Origin of the sequence: Cytobacillus sp. OWB-43 (assembly GCF_034651445.1) — a bacterium.
Classification (GTDB): Bacteria; Bacillota; Bacilli; order Bacillales; family Cytobacillaceae; genus Cytobacillus; species Cytobacillus kochii.
Genome location: NZ_JAYEFF010000009.1, coordinates 22861 through 36444, shown reverse-complemented (window position 1 = coordinate 36444; position 13584 = coordinate 22861). Strand labels below are relative to the sequence as shown.

General features: G+C 36.4%; 13 protein-coding genes. 12 read left to right on the top strand and 1 reads right to left on the bottom strand.

Going from position 1 to position 13584, the window contains the following annotated elements; translation table 11 throughout:
• Positions 1–579: 579 nt before the first annotated feature.
• From U9M49_RS20930 to U9M49_RS20905, 6 genes are all read left to right on the top strand, one after another.
• Positions 580–951 carry a MerR family transcriptional regulator gene (locus U9M49_RS20930; protein WP_224939188.1) on the top strand — a complete coding sequence of 124 codons (372 nt, stop codon included), beginning with the start codon at positions 580–582 and terminating at the stop codon, positions 949–951.
• A 39-nt stretch (positions 952–990) separates the two neighbouring features.
• On the top strand, positions 991–2328 hold the full coding sequence (locus U9M49_RS20925) for a hemolysin family protein (protein WP_095370764.1): 1338 nt from the start codon (positions 991–993) through the stop codon (positions 2326–2328).
• A 38-nt stretch (positions 2329–2366) separates the two neighbouring features.
• Positions 2367–3419, top strand: a complete 1053-nt coding sequence (locus tag U9M49_RS20920; RefSeq protein WP_095370763.1) for a hemolysin family protein — start codon at positions 2367–2369, stop codon at positions 3417–3419.
• A 216-nt stretch (positions 3420–3635) separates the two neighbouring features.
• Positions 3636–4136: a preQ(1) synthase gene (queF, locus tag U9M49_RS20915; protein WP_095370762.1), complete on the top strand. Its 501-nt coding sequence runs from the start codon at positions 3636–3638 to the stop codon at positions 4134–4136.
• On the top strand, positions 4133–4756 hold the full coding sequence (locus tag U9M49_RS20910) for a queuosine precursor transporter (protein WP_095370761.1): 624 nt from the start codon (positions 4133–4135) through the stop codon (positions 4754–4756). The genes queF and U9M49_RS20910 overlap by 4 nt, the downstream gene beginning before the upstream one ends.
• A 284-nt stretch (positions 4757–5040) precedes the next feature.
• Positions 5041–5934: an SDR family oxidoreductase gene (locus tag U9M49_RS20905; protein WP_095370760.1), complete on the top strand. Its 894-nt coding sequence runs from the start codon at positions 5041–5043 to the stop codon at positions 5932–5934.
• A 42-nt stretch (positions 5935–5976) separates the two neighbouring features.
• Here the strand turns inward: U9M49_RS20905 and U9M49_RS20900 are convergent, their stop codons facing one another.
• On the bottom strand, positions 5977–6441 hold the full coding sequence (locus U9M49_RS20900) for a hypothetical protein (RefSeq protein ID WP_322910504.1): 465 nt from the start codon (positions 6439–6441) through the stop codon (positions 5977–5979).
• Between the two features lie 211 nt (positions 6442–6652).
• Between U9M49_RS20900 and U9M49_RS20895 the strand changes: the two genes are divergently transcribed.
• From U9M49_RS20895 to U9M49_RS20870, 6 genes are all read left to right on the top strand, one after another.
• A complete protein-coding gene (locus tag U9M49_RS20895; RefSeq protein ID WP_322910503.1) occupies positions 6653–7663 on the top strand; it encodes an ABC transporter substrate-binding protein in 1011 nt (336 codons plus the stop codon).
• Between the two features lie 703 nt (positions 7664–8366).
• Positions 8367–9131: a Flp pilus assembly protein CpaB gene (gene cpaB, locus U9M49_RS20890; RefSeq protein ID WP_322910502.1), complete on the top strand. Its 765-nt coding sequence runs from the start codon at positions 8367–8369 to the stop codon at positions 9129–9131.
• Between the two features lie 32 nt (positions 9132–9163).
• Positions 9164–10324 carry an AAA family ATPase gene (locus U9M49_RS20885; protein ID WP_251163544.1) on the top strand — a complete coding sequence of 387 codons (1161 nt, stop codon included), beginning with the start codon at positions 9164–9166 and terminating at the stop codon, positions 10322–10324.
• Positions 10325–10347: 23 nt separating this feature from the next.
• Entirely contained in the window at positions 10348–11676 is a 1329-nt protein-coding gene (locus tag U9M49_RS20880; RefSeq protein ID WP_251163545.1) for a CpaF family protein, read from the top strand.
• A 14-nt stretch (positions 11677–11690) separates the two neighbouring features.
• On the top strand, positions 11691–12617 hold the full coding sequence (locus tag U9M49_RS20875) for a type II secretion system F family protein (RefSeq protein WP_322910501.1): 927 nt from the start codon (positions 11691–11693) through the stop codon (positions 12615–12617).
• A gap of 4 nt (positions 12618–12621) precedes the next feature.
• Positions 12622–13557 (top strand): type II secretion system F family protein, encoded by a 936-nt coding sequence (locus U9M49_RS20870; protein WP_322910500.1) that lies wholly within the window; start codon positions 12622–12624, stop codon positions 13555–13557.
• Positions 13558–13584: the final 27 nt, after the last annotated feature.

The window sequence follows — 13584 nt, the reverse complement described above, 5'->3', positions numbered from 1 at the left end:
TAACCCTATGCTATTTGATACGTTTCCAGCAAGAACGAGTCAGTATTCTGAGAGCGGTGAAAAATTTGAAGCGTTTGTCTGTTAAAAGAGTCAAATATAGTAGTTGGTTCAAAATAATTGCCGCGTTTCCAACTATTACAAAAGCTAGCTCGCCTATTCTGATTCGAGTTCACTAGAACAAGCCAATATTTCCGGCTGAGTACAATTCAGGCACCGTCATCTCATCAGCCCGTTTATCATTCTATATCATCCTCCGAAAAGTATCATAGAGGTAAAATAATCAATCATATCTTTCTTTATCAAGTGAGAGATATATAATATGAAGTTTCTTTTTTTGTGATCTATCCTGTTATCAGTTAAAATATAATTGAGAATGGGGAGTTGTGGACTGAAAAAGCTACCACTTGATTTCAGTTACAGTCCATTATATAATTTTCTCATAAACTATAACGTAATAGTTTGTGTTTTTTCTTAAAAAGTTTCAACCTATAAACATAGGTTTTAGATAAAACTGAAACGTAATACTTAATATAGAAAGGGGGTTACTTCATTGGGAAGGCGTTATTGCGAATTGGTCAGGTGGCGAAATTGAGCGGTTTAACATCACGGACGATTGATTATTACACAAAAAAGAATTTATTGAGTGTCGAACGTTCCTCTTCAAACTACCGTCTTTATCCTGAGGATGTCCTGAATACGTTAGAAAGGATTAAAGCTTTGAAGAAAGAGAGATTATCAATTCTAGAGATTCAGAGAGTACTTCATACACAGGATAACCAAGGAGTAGACCCCATGGTAATAGAGGTCCAAGAGGAAATCAATCGTTTAAAAGGGAAGCTTGAAATCGTAGAACAACGATATCAACAATGTTCCGAAATCGAAAAAAAGCGTGTGTTTCGCTTACTTGAAAAAGAATTATCAGATTGTTTCAAACGATTGAATGAGTGTTAACTATTTTGGAGGTGAATCCCTCAGTTAAGAGGGAAATAATTGGACATAATAACCATTACGAATTTAATAATGCTTGTAATTTTACTTGCTCTGACGGCGTTTTTCGTTGCGTCTGAGTTCGCAGTAGTCAAACTCCGTATGTCGAGAATTGACCAGTTAATTGCTGAAGGAAATAAAAAAGCGGTTCTTGCTAAGAAAGTAGCAGCGGACCTGGATTATTATTTATCAGCTTGTCAACTTGGTATTACGGTAACAGCCCTTGGTTTAGGTGCATTAGGTAAACCGGCTGTAAGTGCTGTGTTGTATCCTGTTTTTAGTTGGTTAAACATTTCTGCTACTATTGCTGATGTTGCTTCTTATGCAATTGCTTTTGCATTAGTAACTTATTTACACGTGGTAGTCGGAGAGATGGCACCGAAAACTTTAGCTATTCAATTTTCGGAAAAAGTGACGTTAATGCTTGCTCCTTCACTTTACTGGTTCGGTAAGATTATGTCGCCGTTTATTTTTGCTTTAAATGGTGCTTCTCGTCTTTTATTGCGTATGTTTGGTGTCGCGCCAGCTCCGCAAGAAAAGGCATACACTGAGGAAGAATTAAAAATCGTTATGGCACAAAGTTTCCAAGGTGGAGAAATTGATCAAACAGAACTGAAGTATTTAGAGAACGTCTTTTCTTTTGATGAAAGAGTAGCAAAAGATATCATGGTTCCAAGAACAGATCTTGTGACAATTGATAAGGATATGACTCCAGATGAACTGATCGCCATTTTAGATGAACATAATTATACGCGTTATCCCGTTGTCGAAAATGGGGATAAAGACCGTATTATTGGTGTTGTCAATGCGAAGAAAATGCTCAGTCACATTGTGAGTGGCAGGGAAGTAAAGTTAGAGCAATATATGCGTGATGTTCCATTTGTTGTAGAAGTAACAAGTATACAAGATGCGCTGGTGAAAATGCAGCAAGAACAAGTCCATATGACTGTTGTTATGGATGAGTACGGCGGAACTTCTGGTGTTTTAACGATGGAGGATGTACTTGAAGAGCTAGTTGGCGAAATTCGCGATGAATTTGATGAGGATGAAGTAGCGGATATCCGTCCAGCGGGTGAACAAAAGTATATCATCAATGGACGTGTGTTATTGACTGATTTGGAAGACCGGTTTGGCCTAACATTTGAAGATAGTGAAGATATCGACACAATTGCTGGTTGGATACAATATAAAAACCTTGAAGTAGTAGAGCAGGGTGACGAGGTTCATCACGATAATCATGTGTGGGAAGTGGCTGAAATGGATAATTATCAAATTAAACAAGTCATGTTCCATCAATATTTAGAAGATCAAATAGCAGAGGAAACCCCTCAATCATCGTAATCATCTTGGAGGTGAATCCCTCAGGAAGAGGGAAATAATTGGACAGTATAATCATATTAAACTTGTTTTTAGTTGCATTATTTATTTTGTTTACGGCATTTTTCGTAGGTGCCGAGTTTGCTATATTGAAAGTGCGTATGTCTAGACTCGATCAATTGATCGCAGAAGGAAATAAAAAAGCAGTACTTGCTAAAAAAGTAGCTCATAATCTTGACTATTATTTATCTGCCTGCCAGCTAGGTATTACCATTACAGCGCTTGTTTTAGGTGCTTTAGGTGAACCAACTGTACAGAAGATTTTAGAACCTTTGTTTATTGAATTTGAAGTATCTGCCGCTGTAGCGACAATACTTTCTTATATTATCTCACTGACTATTGTCTCGTTCTTACACGTCGTTATTGGGGAACTTGCACCAAAAACATTAGCGATACAATATGCAGAAAAAATGACACTTCTACTGGCGCCAGCTTTATATTGGTTTGGTCGCATTATGAAGCCAGTTATTAGTTTATTAAATGGTTCCGCAACGTTTATTTTAAGACGATTCGGTGTTGAGCCAGCTGGTCATGATACTGTGCACTCGGAAGAAGAGTTGAAGTTGATTGTCACACAAAGTTATGAAGGTGGAGAAATCAACCAAACAGAACTTGCTTATTTGGAGAACATCTTTGCCTTTGATGGTCGTCAATTAAAAGATATTATGATTCCGAAAGAAGAAATGATTACACTGCAGAAGAATCAGTCATTGGACAGCATGTTAAAGGTCATCGATGAACATGAATATACAAGATACCCTGTTACATCTAAGACGAAGGAATATATCGGCTTCATTAATACGAAGGAAATGTTAACGAGTTTAGCTGCAGGACGTAAGGAAGATTTTAAAGAATTTATGCATGAGATTCCAAGCTATAAAGAAACTATCTCCATTAAAGAGGTTTTCTTGAAAATGCAGCAAACACGTACACATATGGCCCTTGTAACAAATAATCAAGGCAAAACCGTCGGGTTAGTAACAATGGAGGATATTCTTTCTGAAATTGTTGGTGAAATTAAAGATGAATCGGATGGCAATGAAGTGTACGCCTAACAGAAAAGATTGACAGTGATCACAAGCTTATATAAACTGAGAAAAGTAAATGAATAGACTGGAAGATATCCAGAAGAGGTTCATAGCTTTAAACCCTCTATAAAAAACTATGGATGCATGAAAAAAACCATGTCCATATTCGGGCGTGGTTTTTTGTTTCTTAGTTGACAGATGGTTTTAGCTCCCTGAACGAAATTGATTCAAGGAGGCTTTTTTATGTCAGGAAGAAAAGAAGAACAAGGATTAACGGATTTAACTTTATTAGGTAATCAACAGACCCAATACCCATCAGATTACGCACCAGAAGTACTTGAGGCTGTGGACAGCTTACATAGCGGCAGAGATTATTTTGTCAAATTTAATTGTCCAGAATTCACAAGTCTTTGCCCCATCACAGGCCAACCGGATTTTGCTACGATGTATATCTCTTACATCCCTGATGAAAAAATTGTAGAAAGTAAATCATTGAAACTGTATCTCTTTAGCTTTAGAAATCATGGCGATTTTCACGAGGACTGTGTCAATATTATTATGAATGACCTCATTGATTTATTGAACCCCCGATATATTGAAGTTTGGGGGAAATTTACGCCTCGTGGTGGTATTAGCATTGATCCATGGTGCAATTATGGCCGACCGGAAACGAAATACGAAAAGATGGCAGAGCATCGATTAATGAACCATGACCTCTATCCAGAAAAAGTGGATAATCGATGATTCTATATTTAAACGGCATCTATGTGGGCTTGCTTATATTAGCTAATATAGTTGCTGTGAAATTATTCAGCCTTGGCGATTTAGCGATTCTTCCAGCAGCAGTGGTCGTTTTTATTTTTACGTACCCAATCATTGATATTATCGTCGAATTATATGGGAAAGAAGCTGGTAAACAAACGGTGAAAGCTGGTCTTATCACACAAATATTGGCGATTATCTTTATTATGATCACCATCCAATTACCTGCTGCTCCCGTATTCGGCGAACAGGCATCATTTCAAGCGATTTTAGGTGGTAGCTTTCGTGTAATAGTTGCGAGTCTTGTGTCTTATTTTATTAGCCAGCATATTGTTGTGTATGTTTTTCATAAACTAAAAATGCGTCATGGTAAGAAGAAGTTATGGTTCAGAAATAATATGTCTGTAATGATTAGTCAAATCGTCGACACATCGATATTTATTACGATCGCCTTTTACGGAACGATTCCAACTACCGCATTATTGGGATTGATTCTCTCGCAATATTTATTTAAATTTATTGCCTCAATTTGCATCACACCGCTTGTTTATTTAGTTGTGCATATGATTCGTAAGCGTGAATTCATCATGGAAAAAGTGTAATTCGATGAAAAATTAGAGTCTTGCTTCCTTTTAATTGAAGCAAGGCTTTTTTTATACGGTTCTATTGGTTTTTTCCCCCACTTACATAACTGTTCTAAAATAGGTACAGACTTAGGTGGTCATCGATTTGTTCAAAGAAAAGTTTAGACCAAAAGGCGATAATTATGTAGATATCACTTCTTATCTTTCAGCAATCGTACCCAATAGTTTAAGAGCTAGGTATTTTCGCGTTTGCACCACCTTCTCTCAATTAAAATAATATGATGAAGAGGAGGGGAAGCCCTATGGAACGAGGAAATTACGGAAAAGAAACAAAATGTGAGGAGATTGTATTTAGCTTTCCGAAACAAAAGCAGAATAGACAGCCAGGGATGGAATACGAAATGGTACCAAGACCCATATATGATAATCCGCAATATAGAGGTACCGGCAAGCTAAAGGATAGAGTAGTAATTGTAACTGGGGGCGATAGTGGGATAGGGAGAGCCGCTGCGGTCGCTTTTGCGAAAGAAGGAGCGAATTTAGTAATTGCCTATTATGATGAACATCGCGACGCAGAAGAGACGAAACAGGCAATCGCTTATTATGGCGGGAAATGTCTTCTTATTCCAGGTGATCAAAGGGAGGAAGCGCATTGTAAACGAATTGTAGAAGAGACCATCCAAACCTTTGGCAGATGTGATGTGCTTGTGAATAATATCGCTGTACAGTTTTTGCAAGATGAATTTACAAATATTAGTTCAGATCAGTGGAACATAACCTTTGACGTGAATATTCGGTCGTATTATTATATGACAAAAGCAGCCATGCCTCACTTGAAAGATGGGGCCAGCATTATTAACACAACCTCAATTAATGCCTATATCGGTAGAAAAGATCTCATTGATTATTCGGCAACAAAGGGCGCAATTGTTAGTTTCACACGAGCGTTAGCTAATAATGTTGTAGACAAAGGCATTCGTGTCAATGCCGTTGCACCGGGGCCAATTTGGACGGCACTCCAACCTGCAAGCCAATCCCCGGAACAAATCCAAACATTCGGTCTCGATGTCCCAATGAAAAGAGCAGGGCAACCGTATGAATTAGCACCCGTTTATGTCCTTTTAGCATCTGATGACGGCTCTTACATCACAGGTCAAACCATCCACGTTAACGGGGGAGATTTTGTTGGCTCCTAATAAAAAAGCCGAGCGACTTTAACTAAAAGTGCTCGGCTTTTTTTAAGAGCTTTTCTGTCCAGATAGCTTCCCATTCAAAAATTCAATCGTTTCAGCAACAGTCTGTTTATACGCAACAGCCTTGTGAAGCTGATAAATCGCACGATCTTCAGCTGCAACTATTTCTTCAAAAGAAATTGTTCCAAGCAAATTCTTAAAAGGGTGGTCTTTTTTAAGAAGCTTGATCTCTTTACTTATATGTTCCGCATTAACTTCATTGATGATATAAAAAGGGAACTGCAGCTGTTTTTCATTCATGATCTCGTGAAGTTTTACACGTTGCCCCTCGTTCCACTCACCATCGAGTATTTCTGTTGTCACTTCTACGTTATCGAGGTCTCCGACAGGAAAGGCAAATTGGGTATCGTATGTTTCTTGACTTGAATTCTTATCCGTATAGCAGGAGACTGCATAGTAGGTAATTTTAGCTTTTTTCAACTTTTTTAAGTTAAACATGCCCTCATTCATTCAAAAACTCCTTTATGTAAGTATCTGATATAAGAATAGCATACATAATTGTAAAATTTCACCACGATTTTTCTATGAAAAAGAAGGGGAATCAATATGTGTGGAGTATCATTACTATAATGAAAACGCATGCAAAAAAATTCATTGCTTTAAATCAACAAAGCGTGTTATTATCGAAATATTAAAAATTTTATAAGTGGGGAGTTAGGTCATGAGAAAATTATTAGCAGGTTTGATTGGTAGTTCAATGCTGCTTCTTAGTGCATGTGGTTCTTCAGGTGCTGATGAGGCAAGTGGCGGTGGGGACAATGAAAAAGAGCAAAAGGTTGTTAAAATTGGTATTACACAAATTGTTGAGCACCCTTCATTAGATGCTGCAAGAGAAGGTTTTATGGCTGCTTTAAAAGATGCAGGCTATGAGGAAGGAAAGAATTTAGAGTTAGATTATCAGAATGCTCAAGGGGACGCTAATAATAATATGTCTATTGCTCAAAACTTGGTTACTGCTGACAATGACCTAATTCTTGCAATAGCAACAGCAAGTGCTCAATCTGTTGTTCAATCAACCAAGGATATACCTGTTCTTTTTACAGCCATTACCGATCCAATTAGCGCAGATCTTGTAAAAGACTTGGACAAGCCGGGTGCAAATGTAACTGGTACTTCTGATACCCATCCAGATGCGATTAAAAATACGATTGCTTCTATTAAAAAGTTTGTCCCTGAAGCAAAGACGGTCGGAATCATTTATAACGACGGGGAAGCTAACTCAATTGTTAATGTAGAAAATGCGAAGAAGGCATTAGAAGAGAATGGACTTGAATATGCGTTGACGGCAATTTCAACTAGCTCAGAAGTGAAGCAAGCAGCAGAATCACTTGTTGATCGCTCCGATGTCTTTTATATTCCAAAGGACAATACCGTCGTTTCAGCTTTAGAATCAGTGATCACAGTGGCTAATAAAGAAAAAATCCCTACATTTGTTGGTGAAAGTGATTCGGTTGAAAGAGGCACGTTCTCTTCCTATGGCTTTGAATACCATGACCTCGGTTATAAAACAGGTGAAATGGCTATAGAGATATTAAATGGCAAAAAGCCAAGTGACATCCCAGTTGGTTTCCCTGATAATCTAGAATTAATCGTTAACAAGGATGCAGCTGAGAAACAAGGTGTTGAATTAACAGATAAACTATTAGAAGGGGCAAAGGTCATAGGTGAATAATTATATTCGGGTTAAGAGAGGTGTAGTAATTAACTACATCTCTTTTTGTATGGAAAAAATGTCGATTCTTGTCAACTATTTATCTTGTGTTTAATTACTTTGTCCTAGGTTAGCATTTTTTGTATCTATGTCGTTTGAAATGGGACGATACTATATTGATAAAATGACTATAAGGTATAAAAAGGAAATAAATATAAAATTTTACCTAATAAACAATTGTTATTTAACTTTTTATTATACTTTTAAAGAAAATAAATCACATGGAGTGAAAAATTACTCTCGATACCCCGAGGGGAATTTTTCAGAGAAATTTCCAACACTTATATGAGTATATTTTAGGTTGAAACCCACTTTGCTTACAAATTGAGTCTAAAAGACTATAAAAATATATATTCCTCAATTATTTGCAATAAAGTAATTAGAATTGTTTCTCTGCTCCTGTACTGACATCCTTCCAAAATCACATAAAAAATCTCGAATTTGAGAGAAAACTAGTACGAAAATCACAGACAAATTTCGACATGGACAAAAGTGGATTTGACGGAAATTTCTACTCATGTTAGTAAATATATAGCAGGAAAAAAGAAAAAACTTCAAATTATCAGGTTTAAAATTTTTTAAACGAGGTAAAAAGTAGTAAATTATTTACCAAATTTTACTTAAATATAGAAAAATATGAATGATGTGGGAGAGAAGAAGCAGAATGTTGGAATCGAAGAGAAGAGCCATAATCTTTATATCTATTTCATTATTATTAGCAGTGGCAGCTGGTTTTTTCGTCCTTCAAAAAGTGAGCGAACTTAATGCTGATCTTGGTGGGATGACGGAAGTTTATGTAGCAGCAGATGATATTCCTTCTAGAACAGTTATTAAACCAGAACAAGTGAAAGCCATTGAAATACCTAATAGGTATGTAAATGAATCATATGTATTAAATGTTGAAGATCTAATTAACAAAGTTTTAGTCGTACCATTAAAGGAAGATGAAGTGATTACACAACCAATGATTAAACCTGTATCAACAGCTACTGATGAGAATAGTCGTCTCGTGATGATAACGCAGACTGAAAATGTAAGCTTTGATACACAGTTAGAGGCACTTGATCGAGTGGACATTATTGTTTCACACAAGTTTGACGGTAATCCAGTTACTGAAAGCTTTAAGAAGGATGTAAAGGTTGCTCGTATCTTACAAAGTGATAAAAAGTTTTCAGGAATTGTCGTGGAAGTCCCTTTTGAAGCTGCGCCAGAAATTATACATATGCAAAATTACGCTGATAGTATGAGAGTACTAAAGGCAAATGTTGGTTTAGAAGAGGAAGTGCAAGAAGTCGATGGTGAGGCAAAAGAAGCGGCTTCTGTAGAGAAAGAGGAGAAGGTAGACGAAGCTCCTGCTAATGAAGAGAAGAAAGAAGAACCTAAAGAAAAAGAAGAGAAGAAAGAAGAAAAGTCAGATAAAAAAGACTGATTATAAGGTATGTCAAAAATGAGGTGGTCATGATGGCTGAACAAATCAATATCCTGATAGTGAGTGATAGTGATGAATCGCTTACTAATATTATGGGGTTATTTAATGAATATAACAAAATAGATACACTTAATTATTCTGATATAAGGTCAGAATTGGATCGATTATCTCCAGATTTAATCTTTCTAATCGAATCCTCTTCAGAATCAACAGTGGATACGATTGAATATATCCACACTTATAATCATATACTCCCAATTGTTTATATCTCCTTCTCAAGAGACTTTGACACATTAAGGGATATAACAAGAGCAGGAATTACTGATTATTTTGTTTTACCGGATGAAAATACCATGCTTTATGGCAGAATGGACAGCATTATACAACTGGCTATTCAAAAAAGAGAGCAGTTGGAGGAAACAGCTTCAGCTAATCAATCTTTTAAACGGGGAAGAGGAAAGATTCTCTCGTTTTATAGTGGTAAAGGTGGAAGTGGCCGCACGATACTATCGAGTTCTTTTGCACAAACATTAAAATTAGAATCCACTGCACAAGTGATTTTAATCGATTTAAATTTGCAGTACGGTGGTACGGAAACTTATCTTTCGATTGAATCGAACAGGTCGCTTGCAGATCTTCAACCAGTTATTAGCGAATTAGCGGAAACCCATATTAGAAACGTATCAGAAAAGGAAAAATACTCAAAGCTTGAAGTGTTATTAAGCCCTAAAGATGCTGAGGTAAGTGAAAGTCTCCCTTCTGATTTTATTTCTAAATTATTGAGGACCTGTAGAAGGAGCTATGATTTTGTCATTGTCGATCTTCCTACATATGTGAATGAACAGACATATATTGCATTGGAAGAGTCAGATAAAATCTATTATGTGATGAATTTGGATGCACCATCTATCAATATGTTAAAACAAGTAGAAAATCTTTTTGTAAGGCTTGGTATCGAAACACAGGATCGTATGGAATTGTTATTAAATGAAGTCGGGAGAGAAAATGAAATAAAGCCGAATGATTTAAAAGATATTATTTCTTACCCTATAGCATTTAAGATACCAAGAGACATTAAAGGGGTTCAAACACATATCAATAAAGGTGAACCATTTAGAAAAGAAGCTGTCGAAAAGAAGTTGATACCATTTACTAAGAGCGTGAAGAAATGGGTTAACCAAATGTTAGAATAATATAATTTAAGGATTGATGATTGATGTCTTTGTTTGATAAAAAAACAGAAAATAATAATCGAAATCGAACGATAAAAAGGTCGTCAGTTCAAAATCAATACATTTCAGAGCTTGTAGAGCATTACAAAACGCGCATATTAAAAGAAACGAATCTTGAACTGTTAACCAGCTTGCCACAAGGGGAAATGAGACTCAGAATTGAACAACTTATCAGTCAATTTATGAGTGAGGAAAAAATCATTCTTCCGAGGCATGATAAAGAATTACTGATTACAAGGATTATAGATGAGTCCATTGGCTACGGTCCCCTCGAACCATTATTAAATGATCCGAGTATTACGGAGATTCTTATCAATAACTTTAATGAAATCTATATTGAGCAATATGGAAAGTTGCAACTTTCGCCCATCTCATTCAGAGATGAAAGCCATGTTAGACATGTCATTGACCGTATTGTAGCTCCACTTGGCAGAAGAATTGACGACAGTTCGCCGATGGTTGATGCCAGGTTACCCGATGGAAGTAGGGTGAATGCAGTAATACCTCCAATCAGTTTAGGAGGATCTGTCGTTTCCATTCGAAAGTTTCGCAAAGAACCATTCCGCATTCAAGATCTATTAAACTTTGAATCACTAAATGAAAATATGTCTCGTTTTTTAGATGCGATTGTAAGGGCAAAAATGAACGTGCTTATTTCAGGAGGAACAGGTAGCGGTAAGACAACATTATTAAATGTTCTTGGCGATTCTATTCCTGTAGGTGAACGAATAATTACGATTGAAGATTCCGCTGAGCTTCGCTTAGATAAACCAAATGTCGTGGGATTGGAAGCCCGCCCTGAAAATATGGAGGGCGAGGGCGAAATCTCTATTAGACATTTGGTGAAAAACTCATTACGGATGAGGCCTGATCGTATCATCGTCGGTGAGGTTCGTGGCTCTGAAGCATTTGATATGCTGCAAGCGATGAACACGGGTCACGAAGGGTCGATTACAACAGTACACGCCAATACCCCATTTGATGCACTGAGAAGGGTCGAGGGAATGGTTGTCATGGCGGGTATGGATTTACCATCACATATTGTTAGAGAGTATATTGTGGGCGCATTAGATATTATCGTTCAAAGTACACGATTAACAGATGGAACAAGAAAAATCGTTTCTATTTGTGAAGTTTATAGGAGTGAATCAGGTGAAATCAATATTGATGAAATATTCACCTATAGACGTAAAGGACTAAAGGAAAATGGTCAGGTTGAAGGTTCGTTTGAACCAACAGGAAAAATACCTAAATGTTTAGAAAAAATTAAGATGTATGGAATAGAGCTAGATGAAGAAATTTTTAAAGGATAGGAGGTGGAGTAACTATGGAGGCAGCCATACTTTTTGGATTAGCAACATTGCTCTTTATATGGGGTGTTTATAATTACTTAGGTTATCGTAGTGATAAGAAAGAAATTATTAAAAAGCAAGCAAAGGAATTTCAAGAAAAAGAAGAACGTAACAGCTTTATTGCAAAATTGGGTGATAGGTTTGATAAAACTGATTTTGCCGATAACTTTAAGCAAAAGTTAGTAAAATCCAATATATCTATTCTACCTTCTGAATTTTTTGCCATTCTATTATTTATCGCCTTTACTGTCACCATCATGTTATTCGGCTTCTTTAGTATACCGCTTATCTTAAGCTTAATCATTGCGGTTGTGCTCTGTGCAGGGGCTTATTGGATTTTATTTTTAATAAGGAAGAATAAATACATAGAGAAGTTAAACAATCAATTGTCTGAGGTATGCCGAATTCTCGGGAACGCAACGAAATCTGGCATGACAATTGTCCAAGGGCTTGAAATCGTAGCGAGTGAAGTGAGTTCTCCTGCTAAAGACGAATTTAAATCATTAACCCAAAATATGAGATTAGGTGTCGATTTCGAGCGAGCGTTAAAAGAATTAGAAGTTCGAGTACCTACGAGAGAGTATAAACTATTTATCTCTGCTCTATTAATTCAAAAAAGAGCAGGGGGTAACTTAACACAAGTTTTATATGAAATGGCTCACACGCTTGAGGAGAGGAAGGTACTCAGACAAACAATTTCAACAGCTACCGCTGAACAAAGGTTTGTTTCGTATATCTTACCTGCTCTGCCCATCTTCTTGTTGTTCATGTTAAACAATATTATGGATGGATTTATGGAATTGTTATTCACTGTTCCAGGAGCTATATTAATGATTATTTTTATTATAGGGATGGTAATCGCGCTATTACTTGTAAGAGCTGTTACCAACATAAAGGTGTAGCGTTATGGATTCTTTCATATTATTCGCCGTTATATTATGTTGGCTATCTCTCGCTCTCGGATTAGCTAGTTTATATCAGTATTCTAAACAAAAGCAATACTTGAAAGCTCATTTACAAGAAATAGCAGTTACCTCTTCCGTACTTGTAGCTGGCAAGAAAGGCAGATTGGAAAAAATCATTCAATTTCTCGCCAGATATGCTGATGACTTCTCCACATTAGGAGAGAGGATTAATTTTTATAGTGAATCTGAAGAGGTAGATAAGCTACTAAAAAGATCAGGTAACCCTTATGAATTAAGCGTGAAGAGATTTCAAGGATTTAAAATCGTGTTTATTTTATTAGGACTTTTACTTGGTTTCTTTATGGTAATTATGGGGTTCCCCCTAGCAAATATTGCTTTTGTTACTTTTCCAATTTTAGGTTTTTTTATACCCATTATTTGGGTGAGGTCATTAGGTAAAAAAAGACAGGATCTATTAAGAAAGGACTTACCAGACTTTTTAGATACGGTAAGTATTAGCTTACAAGCAGGATCGAATTTAGATAGTGCCATCAAAGAGGTAATTAAATATTTTGATGGTCCAATAAGAGAAGAATTTGCCCAATTCCTTCAAGAAATCGATCTGGGTGTCCCTCGAGAAAAAGCTTATGCTGGATTATTAGATAGAAATGAAAATGAAGACTTTCAATCTTTAATTAAATCACTTATTCAAGCAACGAGATTAGGTGTTCCGATGGCTTCGACTTTTAAAGCACAAGCTGAGGATATTAGGAAAATAAGCTTAGAACAAGTAAAAGAAAAAGCAGCTAAAGCATCTCCAAAAGTCACTTTAATCACATCATTCATTATCGCTCCACTCATTATGTTGCTGATTATTGGATTAGTGATTCTCAACATGATCTATGGTGAGAACAGTATTATGAATATCTTTAGTTAATAAAATATAAATCTTTGAAAGGGGTGA

What these genes read in the sequence shown, in the direction of transcription:
- U9M49_RS20900 (WP_322910504.1), bottom strand. Translation starts at nt 6,441, where the DNA reads ATGAATGAGGGCATGTTTAACTTAAAAAAGTTGAAAAAAGCTAAAATT.
- U9M49_RS20895 (WP_322910503.1), top strand. Translation starts at nt 6,653, where the DNA reads ATGAGAAAATTATTAGCAGGTTTGATTGGTAGTTCAATGCTGCTTCTT.
- U9M49_RS20885 (WP_251163544.1), top strand. Translation starts at nt 9,164, where the DNA reads ATGGCTGAACAAATCAATATCCTGATAGTGAGTGATAGTGATGAATCG.
- U9M49_RS20875 (WP_322910501.1), top strand. Translation starts at nt 11,691, where the DNA reads ATGGAGGCAGCCATACTTTTTGGATTAGCAACATTGCTCTTTATATGG.
- cpaB (WP_322910502.1), top strand. Translation starts at nt 8,367, where the DNA reads ATGTTGGAATCGAAGAGAAGAGCCATAATCTTTATATCTATTTCATTA.
- U9M49_RS20905 (WP_095370760.1), top strand. Translation starts at nt 5,041, where the DNA reads ATGGAACGAGGAAATTACGGAAAAGAAACAAAATGTGAGGAGATTGTA.
- U9M49_RS20870 (WP_322910500.1), top strand. Translation starts at nt 12,622, where the DNA reads ATGGATTCTTTCATATTATTCGCCGTTATATTATGTTGGCTATCTCTC.
- U9M49_RS20910 (WP_095370761.1), top strand. Translation starts at nt 4,133, where the DNA reads ATGATTCTATATTTAAACGGCATCTATGTGGGCTTGCTTATATTAGCT.
- queF (WP_095370762.1), top strand. Translation starts at nt 3,636, where the DNA reads ATGTCAGGAAGAAAAGAAGAACAAGGATTAACGGATTTAACTTTATTA.
- U9M49_RS20880 (WP_251163545.1), top strand. Translation starts at nt 10,348, where the DNA reads ATGTCTTTGTTTGATAAAAAAACAGAAAATAATAATCGAAATCGAACG.